The following is an 18,367-nucleotide window of genomic DNA, read 5'->3' on the forward strand; positions in this document are numbered from 1 at the left end:
ACTCCTCGGGGTCCCGTACGAGCGGGCCCGCAATCTCCACCGAATCTGTACGGCGCGATTACCGCGGGTCAGGGGCCGCATGCCGGTGCGAGGGCTGGGTTTCGCAACAGGCCCTAATGGCGGTGAAGCCGGTCCCCGCTCGCCAGGATCGCCGCCGCGAGCGCTCGGGCCGCGCCCTGTGCCTGACCCGGGCGGTGGCCATGGGCCAGGACGAAGTCGACCTCGCCCAGCTCGGGCAGGCCCGCGCGCTCCGGGACCCGTACCAGGCCGGGCGGGATCAGGCCCCGGGAGTGGGGCATCACGCCGAGACCCGCGCGGGCCGCGGCGAGCAGGCCGTTGAGGCTCCCGCTGGTGCACACGATGTGCCAGGCGCGGCCCTGTTCCTCCAGGGCCTCCAGGGCACGGGCGCGGGTGATGCCCGGCGGTGGATAGACGATCAGCGGCACCGGGCGGTCGGGGTCGAGCCGCAGCCGCTGCGCGCCGATCCAGACCAGCCGGTCGTGCCAGACCAGTTCGCCGCGCGGGTCCCGCGGGCGCCGCTTGGCCAGCACCAGGTCGAGCCGCCCCTCGGCGAGCCGCTCGTGCAGGATGCCGGACAGCTCGACCGTCAGCTCCAGGTCCACCTCGGGGTGGTCATGGCGGAAGCCCTCCAGGATCTCCGGCAGCCGGGTCAGGACGAAGTCCTCCGACGCGCCGAAGCGCAGTCTGCCGCGCAGCCGGGTCCCGGTGAAGAACGCCGTCGCCTGCTCGTGCACCTGAAGGATCCGCCGGGCGAAGCCGAGCATGGCCTCGCCGTCCTCCGTCAGCTCGACGGAGTGGGTGTCCCGCTGGAAGAGCTGCCGTCCGGTCGCGTCCTCCAGGCGTCGCACATGCTGGCTGACGGTCGACTGGCGCAGCCCGAGCCGCCGGGCGGCCTGCGTGAAGCTGAGCGTCTGGGCCACCGCGAGGAACGTACGCAGGTGGGAGGGGTCGTACATGCCCTCAGGCTATCGAGGTTCGTGATGACAGTCAGAGGGGTGTACGGGATTCCCGATCGCTCACGACGGGAGACGATGAGGGGACATGACGACCCCGAGGATGTGGAGCACAGTGAACCGCCTGCGATGGCCGCGTTGGATGCCCGTGGATCCGTACATCCTCCTGCTGCTCGGGACCGTGGGGCTCGCGGCCCTGCTTCCGGCGCGCGGCACGGCCGCCGACGTGGCCTCCGGTGCCTCCACGGCCGGAATCGCCCTCCTCTTCTTCCTGTACGGAGCCCGGCTCTCCACCCATGAGGCACTGGCCGGGCTCAGGCACTGGAGACTCCATGTCACCGTGCTGGCCTGCACGTTCGTGGCCTTCCCCGTGCTGGGCCTCGCGGCCCGCGGCCTGGTGCCGGTGTTCCTGACGCACGACCTCTACACCGGGCTCCTCTTCCTCACCCTGGTCCCGTCGACCATCCAGTCCTCGATCGCCTTCACCTCGATCGCCCGCGGTAACGTCCCCGCCGCGATCTGCGCCGGCTCCTTCTCCTCCCTCATCGGCATCGTCATCACGCCACTGCTCGCGGCGGTGCTGCTCGGCAACAGCGGCGGCGGGTTCTCCGCGGACTCGCTCGTCAAGATCGTGCTGCAACTGCTGGTGCCGTTCCTGGCGGGGCAGGCGCTGCGGCGGTGGATCGGCGGGTTCATCACCCGGCACCGGAAGATCGTCGGGCTCGTCGACCGCGGCTCGATCCTGATGGTCGTCTACACCGCGTTCAGCGAGGGCATGGTGCAGGGCATCTGGCACCAGGTGAGCCTGCCGCGGCTCGGCGGCCTCGTCGTCACCGAAGCGGCGCTGCTCGCCGCGATGCTCGGCCTGACCTGGTACGGCGCTCGGGCCCTGGGGTTCGACCGGGGGGACCGGATCGCGATCCAGTTCGCCGGGTCGAAGAAGTCCCTCGCCTCCGGACTGCCCATGGCGGGCGTTCTGTTCGGCACGCACACCGCGCTCGCCGTGCTTCCCCTGATGCTCTTCCACCAGATGCAGCTCATGGTCTGCGCGGTGATCGCCAAGCGCCGCTCCCACGACCGGGAGCCGGAAGAGCCCGGCTCAGGGGCACAGCACCACCTTCCCCAGATTGCGCCGTGACGCGATGGCGTCGTGCGCCCTCGCCGCCTCCTCCAGCGCGAACCTCGCATGGACGACGGGCCTGAGCGCGCCCTCGGCGAACAGCTCCCAAAGCCGGTCAGCTCTGGGGAGCCGTGGTCGGCGTCCGCAGGGCGATGCGGTGGTCGCCCGTGTACACGTTCATGGAGCTGCCGCGCAGGAAGCCCACCAGGGTCAGGCCCGTCTCGGCGGCCAGGTCCACCGCCAGGGAGGACGGCGCGGAGACCGCGGCCAGCAGCGGGATGCCCGCCATCACCGCCTTCTGCGCCAGCTCGAAGGAGGCCCGGCCCGAGACCAGCAGGATCGCGCGGGACAGCGGCAACGCGCCGCCGCGCACGGCGCGGCCGACCAGCTTGTCGACCGCGTTGTGCCGGCCCACGTCCTCGCGGATGTCGAGCAGCTCCCCGTCCTCGGTGAACAGGGCCGCCGCGTGCAGACCCCCGGTCCGGTCGAACACCCGCTGGGCCGCGCGCAGCCGGTCGGGAAGGCTCGCGAGCAGCTCCGGCTCCACCCGCAGCGGGGGAGTGTCCGCGATCGGCCACCGCGCCGTCGTGCGGACCGCGTCCAGGCTCGCCTTGCCGCACAGGCCGCAGGAGGACGTGGTGTAGACGTTCCGCTCCAACGTGATGTCCGGGATCACCACTTCGGGCGCGGTCCTCACGTCGACCACGTTGTAGGTGTTGACCCCGTCCGCGGTGGCGCCCGCGCAGTACACGATGTTCCGCACGTCCGAGGCGGCGCCCAGGACGCCCTCGCTCACCAGGAAGCCCGCCGCCAGCGCGAAGTCGTCCCCGGGGGTGCGCATGGTGATCGCGAGCGGCTTGCCGTTCAGCCGGATCTCCAACGGCTCCTCGGCGACCAGTGTGTCCGGGCGCGACGAGACGGCTCCGTCCCTGATGCGGATCACCTTGCGTCGTTCCGTGACTCGTCCCATCGCCCCATTGTCCTGCACCTGTCCCGCACCTGGTGAGACCCCGGCCTCGGCCCGGTCGGCCGCCGTCGGCTGTGCGGGAAGCCGACAACACGTAGGGCCCAATCCTGTCGATGGTCATGCCTTCGTACCCATGAGTCACTGATCAGACTGATGGCGCCGGACACCTGCCAACGAGGGGGACCACCCATGAACGGCTCGCGCATCACCGCCGTCGGCCACTATCAGCCCGCCAAGGTGCTCACCAACGAGGACCTGGCGGGCATCGTCGACACCAGCGACGAGTGGATCACCAGCCGGGTGGGCATCCGCACGCGCCACATCGCCGGGCCCGACGAGCCCGTGGACGAGCTGGCCGCGTACGCCGCCGCCAAGGCGCTCGCCGCGGGTGGGCTCACGCCCCAGGACATCGACCTGGTCATGGTCGCCACCAGCACGGCCGTCGACCGCTCCCCGAACATGGCCGCCCGTGTCGCCGCCCGGCTCGGCATCCCCCAGCCCGCCGCCATGGACATCAACGTCGTCTGCGCCGGGTTCACGCACGCGCTCGCCACCGCCGACCACGCGGTGCGCGCGGGCGCGGTGACGCGGGCGCTCGTCATCGGCGCGGACAAGATGTGCGACATCGTGGACTGGAGCGACCGTACGACGTGCGTGCTGGTCGGGGACGGTGCCGGGGCCGCCGTGGTCGAGGCGTGCCCGCCCGGTGCGGAGCCCGGCATCGGTCCCGTGCTGTGGGGCTCGGTACCGGAGATGGGGCGCGCGGTACGCATCGAGGGCACGCCCTCGCGGTTCGCGCAGGAGGGGCAGAGCGTGTACCGGTGGGCGACGACCCAATTGCCGCCCCTCGCACGCCGGGTCTGCGAGCGGGCCGGGATCACGCCCGAGGACCTCGACGCGGTGGTGCTGCACCAGGCGAACCTGCGGATCATCGAGCCGCTCGCCCAGAAGCTCGGTGCCGTGAACGCGGTCGTCGCCCGCGATGTGATCGAGTCCGGGAACACCTCGGCCGCGAGCATCCCGCTCGCGCTCTCCAAGCTCGTGGAGCGCGGCGACATCTCGTCCGGCGACCGGGTGCTGCTCTTCGGGTTCGGCGGCAACCTGTCGTACGCGGGACAGGTCGTCCGCTGCCCGTAGCCTTCGTCCCGCACAAGACGCCGTAGCCTTCGTCCCGCGCAAGGCGCCGTGCCCATCGTCCCGCGCAACGCGCCACGGTCTTTGTCCTGTGAGAGGCGAAAGCTCGCGGCAATTCGCGCACGACTTCTTCCCACTCCCGGCGACCACTGCTACGTTCCCCTCCAAAGCGCGGCACCGACAGCCGAATTGAGGCGGGGAGGGGTTCGTGAGACGCATGACGGCACGACCCGCGAACGCCCATCAGGCCCGGCTGCTGCGTCTGTTGCGTGACAGCGGCCCCAACTCCCGTGCCCAACTGGGCGACCAGGTCGACCTGTCCCGGTCCAAGCTGGCCGTGGAGGTGGACCGGCTGCTGGAGACGGGGCTGGTCGTGGCCGACGGTCTCGCCGCCTCGCGGGGCGGCCGTCGTTCCCACAACGTCCGGCTGGCCCCTGGCCTGCGCTTCCTCGGCGTCGACATCGGCGCGACCTCGGTCGACGTCGCCGTCACCAACGCCGAACTGGAGGTGCTCGGACACCTCAACCAGCCCATGGACGTGCGCGAGGGGCCCGTCCCGGTCTTCGAGCAAGTCCTCACCATGGCGGCGAAGTTGAAGGCCTCCGGGCTCGCTGAGCACTTCGACGGCGCGGGCATCGGCGTACCGGGTCCGGTCCGCTTCCCCGAAGGCGTACCGGTCGCGCCGCCGATCATGCCGGGCTGGGACGGCTTCCCGGTACGGGAGGCGCTCAGTCAGGAACTCGGCTGCCCGGTCATGGTCGACAACGACGTGAACCTGATGGCCCTGGGCGAGCAGCACGCGGGCGTCGCCCGCACGGTGAGCGACTTCCTCTGCGTCAAGATCGGCACCGGTATCGGCTGCGGCATCGTCGTCGGCGGTGAGGTCCACCGCGGTACGACGGGCAGCGCGGGCGACATCGGGCACATCCAGGCCGTGCCCGAGGGACGCCCGTGCGCCTGCGGCAACCGGGGATGTCTGGAGGCCTACTTCAGCGGGGCGGCCCTCGCCCGCGACGCACAGGAGGCGGCCCAGCAGGGACTCTCGCCGGAACTGGCGAGGCGACGTGGGGCAGACGGCACGCTCAGCGCTGTCGATGTCGCCGCCGCTGCCGCCGCGGGCGACACCACCTCGCTCGCCCTCATCCGGGAGGGCGGCACCCGCACCGGCCAGGTCATCGCAGGCCTGGTCAGCTTCTTCAACCCCGGCCTGGTGGTGATCGGCGGCGGGGTGACCGGCCTCGGCCACACCCTGCTCGCCGCCATCCGCACCCAGGTCTACCGCCAGTCGCTGCCCCTGGCGACCGGCAACCTGCCCATCGTGCTCGGGGAGTTGGGACCCGCCGCCGGAGTCATCGGCGCGGCCCGGCTCATCAGCGACCACCTCTTCTCACCCGCGTGACCGGCTCGCCGCACCACTCACCGGCCCGCCGGTAGCCCCCCAGTACAGCGCCCTGCTCTGCTCTGCCCCGAAATCGCCTGCCCGGCAAGCGGTTTCGCCCTGACACCGGCCGTAACGCCCGCCGAGGGGAACTCACATGGCATCAGAACCACCGCTGCTCACCATGTCCGGCATCACCAAGGCGTTCCCCGGCGTCCGCGCCCTCGACGGCGTCGACCTCGACGTCCACGACGGCGAAGTGCACTGTCTGCTCGGCCAGAACGGGGCCGGGAAGTCCACCCTCATCAAGGTCCTGGCCGGTGCCCACCAGCCCGACACCGGCACGATCCGCTGGCGGGGCGAGCCCGTCACGCTCCGCTCGCCCAGCGCCGCCATGCGCCTCGGCATCGCCACCATCTACCAGGAACTCGACCTGGTGGAACACCTGTCGGTGGCCGAGAACGTCCACCTCGGCCATGAACCGACCACGGCGGGCTTCATCGTCCAGGGCAAGGCGGCGCGCGCGTCGACAGCCCGACTGCTGAAGCGACTCGGCCATCCCGAGATCGACCCGGCCCGCCGTGTCGGTCAACTGTCCGCCGCCCAGCAGCAGATCGTGTCCATGGCACGGGCGCTCTCGCACGACGTACGGCTCATCGTGATGGACGAACCCTCCGCCGCCCTCGACCCGGACGAGGTCGACAACCTCTTCCGTATCGTCGGCGACCTCACCGCCGACGGCGTCGCCGTCGTCTACATCTCCCACCGACTGGAGGAGATCCGCCGCATCGGCGACCGGGTGACCGTCCTCAAGGACGGCCGGGCGGTCGCGGGCGGCCTCCCGGCCAAGGAGACACCGACGCGCGAGGTCGTCGCGCTGATGACGGGGCGCAACGTCGAGTATGTCTTCCCGCCGCGCCCCGCCGAGACTCCCGTAGGCCAACCGGTCCTGGAAGTACGGCGATTGGCACGCAAGGGCGAGTTCGAGCCCCTCGACCTCACGGTCGGCCCCGGCGAGATCGTCGGCCTCGCGGGACTCGTCGGCTCCGGTCGCTCCGAGATCCTGGAGACGATCTACGGAGCGCGCAGACCCACCGCCGGTCAAGTCCTGGTCGACGGCCGCCCGTTGCGTACCGGGAACGTACGCGCGGCGGTGCGTGCCGGGATCGGGCTCGCCCCCGAGGAGCGCAAGGCACAGGCCCTGCTCATGCTGGAGTCCGTCACGCACAACGTGTCGGTCTCCTCCCTGTCCCGCTTCGCGCACGCGGGCTGGATCGACCGGGGCGCCGAACGCGCCGCGGCGCACGCGGCGACCCGCGAACTGTCGCTGCGCCCCGACAACCCGTCCGTACGCGTCCGTACGCTGTCCGGCGGCAATCAGCAGAAGGCGGTCCTGGCCCGCTGGTTGCTGCGCGGCTGCCGGGTGCTGCTGCTCGACGAGCCGACCCGCGGCGTCGACGTCGGCGCGCGCGCCGAGTTGTACGCGGTGGTCCGGCGCCTCGCCGCCGAGGGCGTCGCCGTGCTGCTGGTCTCCAGCGAACTGCCCGAGGTGCTCGGGCTCGCCTACCGCGTCCTGGTGCTGCGCGAAGGCCGGGTCGTCCACGAGGCGCCCGCCCGGGAGTTGGACGAGCGACGCGTGCTCGACCTGGTGATGGCAGACAGCCCCGTGGCGAGCGAAGGGAGCCCGGCGTCATGACACAGCACATGTCCCCGCCCCGCGACGGCACCGGCGAGGCGACACCGACGGGCCAACTCCCCGCCTGGCGCGGTCTGATGACCCACCTCGACGTCCGCACCCTCTCGCTCCTCGGCGTACTCGCCGCGCTGGTCGTCATCGGCGGCGTCACCAAGCCGGACGAGTTCCTCGACACCCGCAACCTCCAACTCGTGCTCACCCAGGCCTCGGTGATCGGTGTGGTCACCGTCGGAATGACCTTCGTCATCACCTCCGGCGGCATCGATCTGTCGGTCGGCGCGATCGTCGCGCTCGCCTCGGTATGGGCGACCACGGTCGCCACCCAGGACTACGGCTTCGCGGGCATCCTCTTCACCGCGGTCGCCGTCGGCGTGGGCTGCGGCCTGGTCAACGGCCTGCTCGTGGCGTACGGCGGCATGGTCCCGTTCATCGCCACGCTCGCCATGCTGGCCTCGGCGCGCGGCCTCGCACTCCAGATCACCGACGGCAGAACCCAGATCGTCACCGTCGACCACGTCCTCAGGCTCGGCGAGCGCGACGCGTATGTGCTCGGCATCCCGCCGCTGGTCATGGTGTTCGCGGTGGTGACGGTCATCGGCTGGCTGGTGCTCAACCGCACCACGTTCGGGCGCCGCACGGTCGCCGTCGGCGGCAACGCGGAGGCGGCCCGGCTCGCCGGCATCGACGTACGCCGCCAGCGGCTCTACCTCTATCTGCTGTCCGGGCTGTGCTGCGGCATCGCCGCCTTCCTGCTGATCATCCTGTCCGGCTCCGGCCAGAACACCAACGGCAACCTCTACGAACTGGACGCCATCGCCGCCGCGATCATCGGCGGGACGCTGCTCAGCGGGGGCCGCGGCACCATCACCGGTTCCGTGCTCGGCGTCCTGATCTTCACCACGATCACCGACATCTTCGCCCTGAACAACCTGCAGAGCGACGTCCAGCAGATCGCCAAGGGCGCGATCATCGTCGCCGCCGTGCTGGTCCAGCGCCGTACCGCGAGCACGACTTGAGGGAAGGGTTCACCATGTCAGAACGGATGTCCTTCACGAGCCGAAGAGGCATGCTCTTCGGGACCGCCGCCGTCTCCGCCGGTGCCTTCCTCACCGGGTGCACGAGCAACGACGACAAGGACGACAAGGGCGTGAAGCCCGCGGGCGACGGCCAGTCGGCCGCCGACAACACGCCCGGCAAGCACGTCACCATCGGCTTCGCCGGACCGCAGGCCGACCACGGCTGGCTCAACGCGATCAACGACAACGCCAAGAGCCGTGCCAAGAAGTACCCGGACATCTCCCTGGAGATCACCGAGGGGTCCAACGACACCGCCGCGCAGATCGGTCAGATCGAGACGCTCATCAACAAGAAGGTCGACGTGCTGGTGATCCTGCCCGCCGACGGCAAGGCACTCACCCAGGTCGGGCTGAAGGCGATGCGCGCGGGCATTCCGGTCGTCAACCTCGACCGGATCTTCAACACCCCTCAGGCGTACCGCTGTTGGATCGGCGGCGACAACTACGGCATGGGTCTCAACGCCGGTCGCTACATCGGCGAGAAGCTCAAGGGGACATCGGACGCCCGCGTCGTCGAGCTGGCCGGGCTCGACAACCTCGAACTGACCAAGCAGCGCACCCAGGGTTTCGACGACGCGCTGAAGAACTACCCGAACATCACGAAGGTGGCCCGCCAGGCCGCCGACTTCACGGTCGAGTCAGGACAGGCCAAGATGGCCCAACTCCTGCAAGCGCAATCGAAGTTCGACGCCCTGTGGAACCACGACGACGACCAGGGCGTGGGCGCGCTGCGCGCCATCGAGCAGGCGGGCCGAAGCGACTTCATGATGGTCGGCGGCGCGGGCGCGCTGGCCGCGTTCCAGGCCATCAAGCAGGACAAGGGCGTCCTGAAGGCGACGGTCCTCTACCCGCCGACCATGGCCGCCTCCGCGATCGACCTCGCCCGCGCCCTCGGCCAGGGCAAGGGCGTCGGCGGTCTCGCCGAGTACGAGATCCCCGCCTCGCTCACGCTCTACTCGGCCGTCGTGGACAAGGACAACGTCGATCAGTACATGTCCACCGGCTTCAAGTGACGACTCTCGCCCCCACCCCCCACGGCGCCATCACGACGAGGACGAGGAGGACCCTCCCATGGGAGAGCCGCAGCGGTCGGAGAGCGCGGAGGCCGCGAAGTCCGGGACGGTGATGTCCGGGACGGCGATGTCCGGGGCCGCGAAGCCCGAGGGCGCCGAGCCGCGCGCCGCCGAAGCCGGGTCCGGGTCACCGGACCGAGCACCGGCCGCGACCACCAGGGGCACCAAGCCGCCCCTGCGCGTCGGCATGGTCGGCTACGCCTTCATGGGCGCCGCACACTCCCAGGGCTGGCGCACCGTCGGCCGCGTCTTCGACCTGCCGCTGCGCCCCGTCCTGACGGCGATCTGCGGCCGGGACGAGACGGCCGTGCGCGCGGCGGCGGACCGGCACGGCTGGGCGACGGCCGAGACCGACTGGCGTGCCCTCATCGCCCGGGACGACATCGACCTTGTCGACATCTGCACACCCGGCGACAGCCACGCCGAGATCGCCCTCGCCGCGCTGGCCGCGGGCAAGCACGTGCTGTGCGAGAAGCCGCTCGCCAACACCGTCGCGGAGGCCGAAGCGATGGCATCGGCCGCCGAAGTCGCCTCCGGGCGAGGCCAGTTGGCGATGGTCGGCTTCAACTACCGTCGGGTGCCCGCCACCGCGCTGGCCCGGCGCATGGTCGCCGAGGGACGGCTCGGCGCCCTGCGGCACGTACGGGTGACGTACCTTCAGGACTGGCTGGTGGACCCGGACTTCCCCCTGACCTGGCGGCTGCGCAGGGAACAGGCCGGATCCGGCGCGCTCGGCGACCTCGGGGCACACATCGTGGACCTCGCCCAGCACCTGGCCGGAGAGCCACTGGCCGGGGTCTCCGCGCTCACCGAGACCTTCGTACGGCACCGCCCGCTGCCCGGCGGCCCCACCAGCGGCCTGTCCGCCGTGACGGCCGACGGCACCGGACAGGTGACGGTGGACGACGCCGCCCTGTTCACCGCCCGCTTCCCCTCCGGCGCCCTCGCCTCGTTCGAGGCCACCCGGTACGCCACCGGACGCAAGAACGCCCTGCGGATCGAACTCAACGGTGAACGCGGCTCGCTGGCCTTCGACCTGGAGCGCCTCAACGAGCTGTCGTACCACGACAGGACCGAGCCGGGCAGCTACGCGGGCTTCCGTCGCATCCTCGTCACCGAACCCGATCACCCCTATCTGGACGCCTGGTGGCCGCCGGGCCATGGCCTCGGGTACGAGCACACCTTCGTCCACCAGGCCCGCGACCTCGTCCGCGCGATCGCCGAGGGCACGAGGCCCGTTCCCTCCTTCGCGGACGGGCTCCAGGTCCAGCGGGTGCTCGCGGCGGTGGAGGAGAGCGCGGGGAAGAACTCCGTCTACACCCCGATAGCGATCTGAGGAGGCCAAGCGAGATGCCGCGCACCTTCACGCTCTTCACCGGCCAGTGGGCCGACCTCCCGCTCGAAGAGGTCTGCCGACTCGCCCGCGACTTCGGCTACGACGGCCTCGAACTCGCCTGCTGGGGCGACCACTTCGAGGTCGACAAGGCCCTCACGGACCCGGCGTACCTCGCCTCTCGGCGGCAACTCCTCGACAAGTACGGCCTCGCGTGCCATGCCGTCTCCAACCACCTGGTGGGGCAGGCCGTCTGCGACGCCATCATCGACGAGCGCCACCGGGCCATCCTGCCCGCGCGTATCTGGGGCGACGGCGAGGCGGAGGGTGTACGCCGACGGGCGGCCACCGAGATCGCCGACACCGCGCGCGCCGCCGCCGCCTTCGGCGTGGACACCGTCATCGGCTTCACGGGCTCCGCCATCTGGCACCTGGTCGCCATGTTCCCGCCCGTGCCCGACGCGATGATCGCCCGCGGATACCAGGACTTCGCCGAGCGCTGGAACCCGGTCCTCGATGTCTTCGACGCCGAGGGGGTGCGCTTCGCCCACGAGGTCCACCCCGGCGAGATCGCGTACGACTACTGGACAACTCAACGTGCACTCAAGGCCGTTGACCACCGTCCCGCCTTCGGTCTGAACTTCGACCCCTCCCATTTCGTATGGCAGGACCTCGACCCGGTCGGCTTCCTGTGGGACTTCCGCGACCGGATCTACCACGTCGACTGCAAGGAGGCCCGCACGCGCCTCGACGGCCGCAACGGCCGCCTCGGCTCCCATCTGCCCTGGGGCGACCCGCGCCGAGGCTGGGACTTCGTGTCCGCCGGGCACGGCGACGTCCCCTGGGAGGACGTCTTCCGGATGCTGCGCTCCATCGACTACCGAGGCCCCGTCTCGGTCGAATGGGAGGACGCCGGAATGGACCGGCTCCAGGGCGCCCCCGAGGCCCTCGACCGCCTCCGGGCCTACGACTTCGAGCCCCCGTCGGCCTCCTTCGACGCGGCGTTCGGCCACTGACCTCTCCACCCCGTCCGGGATGACGGCGCATCCCGGCCTACCGCACCCGCCCCGTACAACAGGCCCCTTCCTGGGAGGCACACGTGCACGGGAACGACCGCACCACCCACACCGGAAGAACCGCCACGCACAGACGGCGCCCCCGACTGCGCAGAACCCTGGCCCTGTTGAGCGGCATCCTGCTCGCGGGCGCCACACTCACCCTCACCACACCCCAGGCCGGCGCGACCGCCGCCGATGCGCATTCGGCGGCGGCCGAGGAGTTCCAACAGGTCATGCTGGCCAAGGGCGCGGCGGAAGTCGGCGAGCCCATGTCGCTCGCCGTCCTCCCGGACCGCTCGGTCCTGCACACCTCACGCGACGGCGTCCTGCGCATCACCGACGCGGCGGGCAACACCCGGCAGGCCGGCGCGCTCAACGTCTACAACCACGACGAAGAGGGCCTCCAAGGCGTCGGCGTGGACCCCGACTTCACCGACAACCGCTTCATCTACCTCTACTACGCACCGCCGTTGGACACCCCGGACGGTGACGCCCCCGAGACCGGAACCGCCGCCGACTTCGCCCCCTTCGACGGCGTGAACCGCCTCTCCCGCTTCGTCCTGAAGACCGACGGCACTCTCGACACGGCCAGCGAGAAGAACATCCTGGAGGTCCAGACCTCGCGCGGTATCTGCTGTCACGTCGGCGGGGACATCGACTTCGACAAGGACGGCAACCTCTATCTGTCGACCGGGGACGACTCCAACCCCTTCCAGTCGGACGGCTTCGCGCCCCTGGACGACCGCGCCGACCGCAACCCCGCCTTCGATTCCCGGCGTTCGGCGGGCAACACCAACGACCTGCGCGGCAAGATCCTGCGCATCAAGGTGAACGCCGACGGCTCGTACTCCATCCCGGACGGCAACCTCTTCCCGCCCGGAACGGACAGGACGCGGCCCGAGATCTACGCGATGGGCTTCCGCAATCCGTTCCGCTTCAGCGTCGACAAGGAGACCGGCATCCTCTACGTCGGTGACTACGGTCCCGACGCGGGCGCCGCCGACCCACAGCGCGGACCCTCCGGACAGGTCGAGTTCGACCGCGTCACCGGCCCCGGCAACTACGGGTGGCCGCTCTGCATCGGCGCCAACGAGCCCTACAGGGAGTACGACTTCGCGACCAAGACGTCCGGCGCCCCCTTCGACTGCGCCGCCCCGAAGAACACCTCGCGCCACAACACCGGCCTGACCGACCTGCCCCCGGCCCACGCCGCCTGGATCCCCTACGACGGCCCGTCCGTACCGGAGTTCGGCGACGGCTCGGAGTCCCCGATGGGCGGCCCGGTCTACCACTACGACGCCACGCTCGACTCACCCGTGAAGTTCCCGCAGAGCTACGACGGCGACTTCTTCGCCGGGGAGTTCGGCCGACGCTGGATCAAGCGGATCGTCAGCGACGGCGACGGAACCGTACAGTCGATCAACCCTGTGCCCTGGACCGGCACCCAGGTGATGGACATGGCGTTCGGGCCCGACGGGGCGCTGTACGTCCTCGACTACGGCACCGGCTGGTTCGGCGGCGACGACAACTCGGGCCTGTACCGCATCGAGAACGTCACCGACGGCCACGCTCCGGTGGCGCGGGCCGCCGCGAACCGCACCTCGGGAACCACACCGCTCAAGGTGTCCTTCTCCTCCGCGGGCACCGGCGACCAGGACGGCGACGCACTCACCTACCACTGGGACTTCGGCGACGGCGCCACCTCCACCGCCACCGACCCGACGCACAAGTACACCAAGAACGGCACCTACACGGCGACCCTGACCGTCAAGGACCCGAAGGGGTACACCGGAAGCGCGAGCGTGCCGATCGTGGTCGGCAACACCGCGCCCAAGGTGACGCTGCAACTCCCGGACGACGGACGGCTGTTCTCCTTCGGGGACGCGGTGCCGTTCAAGGTGAGGGTCAGCGACCCCGAGGACAAGAGGATCGACTGCTCCAAGGTGAAGGTCACCTTCGTCCTCGGCCATGACACCCACGGTCACCCGCTGACCTCCGCCAACGGCTGCTCCGGCACCATCCAGACCAGCGCCGACGGCGGCCATGACGAGAACGCCAACATCTTCGGGGTGTTCGACGCCGAGTACACCGACGGCGGGGGCGGCGGCCAGGCCCCGCTCACCACCCACGACAGTAATGTCACCCAGCCCCGCCACCGCCAGGCAGAGCACTTCGGCGACTCGGCCGGCGTCTCCACGTTCAACAAGGACACCGCGCACGGCGGCAAGACGGTCGGGGACATCCACGACGGCGACTGGATCTCCTTCACCCCCTACATCCTGAGCGACGCCAAGACGTTCACGGCACGCATCTCCTCCGGCGGCGTGGGTGGCACCCTGGAGGTCCGCGCGGGCTCCCCGACAGGCACGCTGCTCGGCCAGGCCACCGTGCCGGTGACCGGCGGCTGGGAGACCTTCCAGGACGTCAGCACGAACCTGTCCAAGGCGCCGAAGGCCACGACCTCGCTCTACCTGGTCTTCAAGGGCGGCTCCGGAGCCCTCTTCGACGTGGACGACTTCACCTTCACCACCGGCTGAGGGGAGGACGCCATGCGGACGACCGGCCGACTGACGACCACCGTCGTGGGAGCCGCGCTGGTACTGGGCTGTGCGGTACAACCGGCGGTGTCCCAGGCCTCGGAAGGGCAAGTCAAGGAAGAGAAGCGGGTGTTGGTCTTCTCCAGGACCGCCGGGTTCCGCCACGACTCGATCCCGGCGGGCATCGAGGCGGTGAGGCGGCTCGGCGAGAAGGGCGGCTTCACGGTCGACGCCACGGAGGACGCGCGGACCTTCACCCCCGGACACCTGAAGCGCTACGACGCGGTGGTGTTCCTGTCGACGACGGGAGATGTGCTCGACTCCGCACAGCAGAAGGCCTTCGAGGGCTACATCCGCGAGGGCGGCGGATATGTGGGCGTGCACGCCGCCGCCGACACCGAGTACGACTGGGAGTTCTACGGCGGTCTCGCCGGGGCCTACTTCGCGTCGCACCCGGAGATCCAACCGGCACGCGTCGACGTGGAGGACCGCGCCCACCCGGCGACCTCGGGGCTCGTGCGGACCTGGGACCGTACGGACGAGTGGTACAACTACCGCTCAGATCCCCGGGATCGGGCCCATGTCCTCGCCTCGCTCGACGAGTCGTCGTACTCGGGCGGCACCATGAACGGCGATCATCCGATCGCCTGGTGCCAGACCTACCAGGGCGGGCGCGCCTTCTACACCGGAGGCGGCCACACCACGGAGTCCTACACCGAACCGGCCTTCCTCCAGCACCTGCTGGGCGGAATCCGCTGGAGCATCGGCGACGCGCAGGCGGACTGCCGCCCGGAGAACGGCTACCGCCCGCTCTTCGACGGCACGGCCGACTCGCTGTCCGACTGGACACAGGCGGGGCCGGGCTCCTTCACCCTGGACGACGACGGCAGCCTGACGTCATCGGGCGGCATGGGCCTGCTCTGGTACGCCGACCGGAGCTTCGGCTCGTACTCGCTGAAGCTGGACTGGAAGATGACCGGTGACGCCAACTCCGGGGTGTTCGTGGGCTTCCCGCCCTCGGACGACCCGTGGTCAGCCGTGGACAACGGCTACGAGATCCAGATCGACGCCACCGACGTGCCCGAGAAGACCACCGGGGCCGTCTACGGCTTCCACTCCGCCGACCTGGCGAAGCGCGACCGCGCGCTGAACCCGCCGGGGGAGTGGAACACGTACGAGATCCGCGTGGAGGGCGAACGCCTCCGCGTCTGGCTCAACGGCGTGCGGATCAACGACTTCACCAACACCGATCCGGCCCGCAGCCTCACCGACGGACACCTCGGCATCCAGAACCACTCGGCCGACGACCAGGTGTCCTTCCGCGACATCCGGATCAAGGAACTGCCCGCGCGGGGCAACTGAGCGACGACGGGCGGGGGACGCCGAACCCCCGCCCGCCGTCTCCCCACCGCACGCCCTGACAAGGAGGCCCGCCCATGCCCCTGCCTGCGCCCCGCCCCCGCACAACGGCACAGCCGCCCCCCGAGCCCGTCCGGCACACCGACCGGGGAGTGCCGAGGGAGCCCCGATGACCCGAAGAACCCCGACGACCCCCGGACTGCGCGCCTGGGCCGAACTCCTGCGCCTCCCCGCCCTGTTCACCGTCCCCGGTGACGCGCTGGCAGGGGCGGCGGCGGTTGCCGCGCGGCCCTCCTCCCGTACCCTGCTCGCCATCGGTGCCTCCCTGTGTCTGTACGAAGCGGGTATGGCCCTCAACGACTGGGCCGACCGTGACGAGGACGCCGCCGAACGCCCCCACCGCCCGCTGCCGTCCGGCCGTATCCGCCCCACCGCGGCGCTCACCGCGGCCTGCGTCGGCACAGCGGCGGGCCTCGCCCTGGCTCACTGCGCGGGTCGCCCCGCGCTCGCCGTCGCGGCACCCCTCGCCGCCACCGTCTGGGCCTACGACCTCGGCCTGAAGCACACCCCGGCCGGCCCGGCCGCGATGGCGACGGCCCGCGGCCTGGACCTGCTTCTCGGCGCCGCGGCCACCACAGGCCGCATCCGCCCGGCACTGCGCCCGGCCACGCTCCTCAGCGGTCACACCCTCGCCGTCACCACCGTCTCCCGTCACGAGACCCTCGGCGGCTCGACGCTCGCCCCGCTGACCGCGTTGGCCGCGACGGGGGCGGTCACCAGCCGCTTGCTCAGCGTTGGAGCGACCACCGCCAGTACCCCGGCCACTCGCACCGCTCGGCCCCGTACCCGACCGACCGCCAAGGACGCCCTGCGCGCAGCCCTCGCCGCCGTCTACGCCACCACCGCGACCCGTGGCTACGCCCATGCCGCGCTCAACCCCTCACCCCCGCTCACCCAACGAGCCGTCGGCGGCGGCATCCGCGCCACGATCCCGCTCCAGGCCGCCCTCTCCGCCCGCTCCGGAACACCGGTGCCCGCACTGCTCACCGCGGCCCTGGCCCCGGTCGCTGCGACCTTCGCGAAGAAGGTGAGCGTCACATGACCTCCTTTCCCACCCCCGAAGACGGCACTCGCCCCGATCACACCCCACCGGACGAACTGCACGCCTCTCTCGACCCTGCCGCCCGCACCTGGCTCGCCGGAGCACTCGACACGGCCGCCACTGGCTCCGGACCCCACGAGCCGCACCCCGCCTGGGAGTTGCACTTCGCCGAGGCCGGACGCCGCTGCGGCCCCGCACACGCCGACGCCGTCCGCGTCCTCATCCTCCGCGCCGCGCGCGCCGACGCCACGGCCCTGACCCGGGTGTACCACCACGGCACCGCCGACGAGCGCCGGGCCGTCCTGCAAGCCCTGCCCCACCTCGTCCCGGGCCCCGACGCCGTCCCCCTGGTCGAGGACGCACTGCGCACCAACGACACCCGGCTGCTGACCGCCGCCGTCGGCCCCTATGCCGCCCGCTACCTGAGCGCCCACGCCTGGCGGCACGCGGTGCTGAAGTGCCTGTTCACCGCCGTCCCCGTCGACAGCGTGGCAGACCTGGCCCGGCGCGCCCGCGGTGACACCGAACTCGCCCGCATGCTCGGCGACTACGCCACCGAACGCACCGCCGCGGACCGTCCCGTACCCGAGGACCTGTACCGCGTACTGGCCCTGACCGAAACGGAACCCGTGTCCGAGTCCGCGTCCGAGTCCGAACCCGCGTCCGCCCGGCACACCCCCGTGGCCGACCTCCCCGGCAAGGAGTCCCGATGCGCATCTTCGACCCCCACATCCATATGACGTCACGCACCACCGACGACTACGAGGCCATGCACGCGGCGGGCGTCCGCGCCGTGGTCGAACCCGCCTTCTGGCTGGGCCAGCCCCGTACCTCTCCCGCCTCCTTCCTCGACTACTTCGACTCCCTGCTCGGCTGGGAGCCGTTCCGCGCCGCCCAGTACGGCATCGCCCACCACTGCACCCTCGCGCTCAACCCCAAGGAGGCCAACGACCCCCGCTGTGTGCCCGTCCTCGACGAACTGCCCCGGTATCTCGTCAAGGACCAGGTCGTGGCCGTCGGCGAGATCGGCTATGACTCGATGACCCCCGCCGAGGACATCGCCCTGGCCACCCAGCTCCAACTCGCCGCGGACCACGCGCTGCCCGTGCTCGTCCACACCCCGCACCGCGACAAGCTCGCGGGCCTGCGCCGCACCCTGGACGTGGTCCAGGAGTCCGCGCTGCCCCCGGAACGCGTCCTGATCGACCACTTGAACGAACCCACCGTGAAGGAGGCCAAGAACAGCGGCTGTTGGCTGGGCTTCTCCGTCTATCCGGACACCAAGATGGACGAGAAGCGCATGGTCGCCATCCTCCGCGCCTACGGGCCGGAGCGCGTCCTGGTGAACTCCGCCGCCGACTGGGGCAGAAGCGACCCGCTCAAGACCCGCCGGGTCGGCGACCTGATGCTCACCGAGGGCTTCACCGAGGACGACGTCGACCGCGTCCTGTGGCGCAACCCCGTCGAGTTCTACGGGCTGAGCGGCCGGCTGAACCCCGCCGTCAGGGTCACGGAAGCGACCCACGAGGGCAACTCCGTCCTGCGCGGCGGGGGGTGAGC

The 18,367-nt window shown here is 71.0% G+C and carries 16 protein-coding genes; 13 read left to right on the top strand and 3 right to left on the bottom strand.

The window, feature by feature from the left end:
- Positions 1-113: 113 nt before the first annotated feature.
- Entirely contained in the window at positions 114-977 is an 864-nt protein-coding gene (locus ACZ60T_RS10930) for a LysR substrate-binding domain-containing protein (protein WP_365627645.1), read from the bottom strand.
- Positions 978-1,089: 112 nt separating this feature from the next.
- Between ACZ60T_RS10930 and ACZ60T_RS10935 the strand changes: the two genes are divergently transcribed.
- Positions 1,090-2,112 (top strand): bile acid:sodium symporter family protein, encoded by a 1,023-nt coding sequence (locus tag ACZ60T_RS10935; protein ID WP_365628339.1) that lies wholly within the window; start codon positions 1,090-1,092, stop codon positions 2,110-2,112.
- Here the strand turns inward: ACZ60T_RS10935 and ACZ60T_RS10940 are convergent.
- Both ACZ60T_RS10940 and fdhD read right to left on the bottom strand, forming a co-directional pair.
- Entirely contained in the window at positions 2,074-2,196 is a 123-nt protein-coding gene (locus ACZ60T_RS10940; RefSeq protein WP_469666066.1) for a zinc-binding dehydrogenase, read from the bottom strand. The genes ACZ60T_RS10935 and ACZ60T_RS10940 overlap by 39 nt on opposite strands.
- 13 nt (positions 2,197-2,209) lie before the next feature.
- Positions 2,210-3,064: a formate dehydrogenase accessory sulfurtransferase FdhD gene (gene fdhD / locus ACZ60T_RS10945; protein WP_469665614.1), complete on the bottom strand. Its 855-nt coding sequence runs from the start codon at positions 3,062-3,064 to the stop codon at positions 2,210-2,212.
- Between the two features lie 186 nt (positions 3,065-3,250).
- Between fdhD and ACZ60T_RS10950 the strand changes: the two genes are divergently transcribed.
- The 12 genes from ACZ60T_RS10950 to ACZ60T_RS11005 all read left to right on the top strand — a co-directional run bounded on the left by ACZ60T_RS10950 (position 3,251) and on the right by ACZ60T_RS11005 (position 18,365).
- Complete coding sequence (locus ACZ60T_RS10950; protein WP_469665615.1) at positions 3,251-4,198, top strand: beta-ketoacyl-ACP synthase III; 948 nt, start codon at positions 3,251-3,253, stop codon at positions 4,196-4,198.
- A gap of 214 nt (positions 4,199-4,412) precedes the next feature.
- On the top strand, positions 4,413-5,594 hold the full coding sequence (locus ACZ60T_RS10955; protein WP_469665616.1) for an ROK family transcriptional regulator: 1,182 nt from the start codon (positions 4,413-4,415) through the stop codon (positions 5,592-5,594).
- Positions 5,595-5,730: 136 nt separating this feature from the next.
- The gene (locus tag ACZ60T_RS10960; protein WP_469665617.1) at positions 5,731-7,269 is read left to right on the top strand and encodes a sugar ABC transporter ATP-binding protein; all 1,539 of its coding nucleotides are present in this window, start codon (positions 5,731-5,733) and stop codon (positions 7,267-7,269) included.
- A complete protein-coding gene (locus ACZ60T_RS10965; RefSeq protein WP_469665618.1) occupies positions 7,266-8,285 on the top strand; it encodes an ABC transporter permease in 1,020 nt (339 codons plus the stop codon). The genes ACZ60T_RS10960 and ACZ60T_RS10965 overlap by 4 nt, the downstream gene beginning before the upstream one ends.
- 14 nt (positions 8,286-8,299) lie before the next feature.
- On the top strand, positions 8,300-9,358 hold the full coding sequence (locus ACZ60T_RS10970; protein ID WP_469665619.1) for a substrate-binding domain-containing protein: 1,059 nt from the start codon (positions 8,300-8,302) through the stop codon (positions 9,356-9,358).
- 247 nt (positions 9,359-9,605) lie between these two features.
- The gene (locus tag ACZ60T_RS10975) at positions 9,606-10,754 is read left to right on the top strand and encodes a Gfo/Idh/MocA family protein (RefSeq protein WP_469666067.1); all 1,149 of its coding nucleotides are present in this window, start codon (positions 9,606-9,608) and stop codon (positions 10,752-10,754) included.
- A 14-nt stretch (positions 10,755-10,768) separates the two neighbouring features.
- Entirely contained in the window at positions 10,769-11,767 is a 999-nt protein-coding gene (locus tag ACZ60T_RS10980; protein ID WP_469665620.1) for a sugar phosphate isomerase/epimerase family protein, read from the top strand.
- An 83-nt stretch (positions 11,768-11,850) separates the two neighbouring features.
- Positions 11,851-14,346: a PQQ-dependent sugar dehydrogenase gene (locus tag ACZ60T_RS10985; protein ID WP_469665621.1), complete on the top strand. Its 2,496-nt coding sequence runs from the start codon at positions 11,851-11,853 to the stop codon at positions 14,344-14,346.
- A 12-nt stretch (positions 14,347-14,358) separates the two neighbouring features.
- Positions 14,359-15,708, top strand: coding sequence for a ThuA domain-containing protein (locus ACZ60T_RS10990; RefSeq protein ID WP_469665622.1), 1,350 nt, complete (start codon positions 14,359-14,361; stop codon positions 15,706-15,708).
- Between the two features lie 166 nt (positions 15,709-15,874).
- Positions 15,875-16,807 carry an SCO3242 family prenyltransferase gene (locus ACZ60T_RS10995; protein ID WP_469665623.1) on the top strand — a complete coding sequence of 311 codons (933 nt, stop codon included), beginning with the start codon at positions 15,875-15,877 and terminating at the stop codon, positions 16,805-16,807.
- Positions 16,804-17,547 (top strand): EboA domain-containing protein, encoded by a 744-nt coding sequence (locus ACZ60T_RS11000; RefSeq protein ID WP_469665624.1) that lies wholly within the window; start codon positions 16,804-16,806, stop codon positions 17,545-17,547. The genes ACZ60T_RS10995 and ACZ60T_RS11000 overlap by 4 nt, the downstream gene beginning before the upstream one ends.
- Positions 17,517-18,365 (top strand): TatD family hydrolase, encoded by an 849-nt coding sequence (locus ACZ60T_RS11005; RefSeq protein WP_469665625.1) that lies wholly within the window; start codon positions 17,517-17,519, stop codon positions 18,363-18,365. The genes ACZ60T_RS11000 and ACZ60T_RS11005 overlap by 31 nt, the downstream gene beginning before the upstream one ends.
- The last annotated feature ends 2 nt before the right edge of the window (positions 18,366-18,367 follow it).

The sequence above is a fragment of the Streptomyces sp. NPDC104371 genome (assembly GCF_055583785.1).

Bases quoted from the DNA above. Each gene is read 5' to 3' on its own strand.
- ACZ60T_RS10930 (WP_365627645.1), bottom strand. From the start codon at position 977: ATGTACGACCCCTCCCACCTGCGTACGTTCCTCGCGGTGGCCCAGACG.
- fdhD (WP_469665614.1), bottom strand. From the start codon at position 3,064: ATGGGACGAGTCACGGAACGACGCAAGGTGATCCGCATCAGGGACGGA.
- ACZ60T_RS10950 (WP_469665615.1), top strand. From the start codon at position 3,251: ATGAACGGCTCGCGCATCACCGCCGTCGGCCACTATCAGCCCGCCAAG.
- ACZ60T_RS10955 (WP_469665616.1), top strand. From the start codon at position 4,413: ATGACGGCACGACCCGCGAACGCCCATCAGGCCCGGCTGCTGCGTCTG.
- ACZ60T_RS10960 (WP_469665617.1), top strand. From the start codon at position 5,731: ATGGCATCAGAACCACCGCTGCTCACCATGTCCGGCATCACCAAGGCG.
- ACZ60T_RS10965 (WP_469665618.1), top strand. From the start codon at position 7,266: ATGACACAGCACATGTCCCCGCCCCGCGACGGCACCGGCGAGGCGACA.
- ACZ60T_RS10970 (WP_469665619.1), top strand. From the start codon at position 8,300: ATGTCAGAACGGATGTCCTTCACGAGCCGAAGAGGCATGCTCTTCGGG.
- ACZ60T_RS10975 (WP_469666067.1), top strand. From the start codon at position 9,606: ATGGTCGGCTACGCCTTCATGGGCGCCGCACACTCCCAGGGCTGGCGC.
- ACZ60T_RS10980 (WP_469665620.1), top strand. From the start codon at position 10,769: ATGCCGCGCACCTTCACGCTCTTCACCGGCCAGTGGGCCGACCTCCCG.
- ACZ60T_RS10990 (WP_469665622.1), top strand. From the start codon at position 14,359: ATGCGGACGACCGGCCGACTGACGACCACCGTCGTGGGAGCCGCGCTG.
- ACZ60T_RS10995 (WP_469665623.1), top strand. From the start codon at position 15,875: ATGACCCGAAGAACCCCGACGACCCCCGGACTGCGCGCCTGGGCCGAA.
- ACZ60T_RS11000 (WP_469665624.1), top strand. From the start codon at position 16,804: ATGACCTCCTTTCCCACCCCCGAAGACGGCACTCGCCCCGATCACACC.
- ACZ60T_RS11005 (WP_469665625.1), top strand. From the start codon at position 17,517: ATGCGCATCTTCGACCCCCACATCCATATGACGTCACGCACCACCGAC.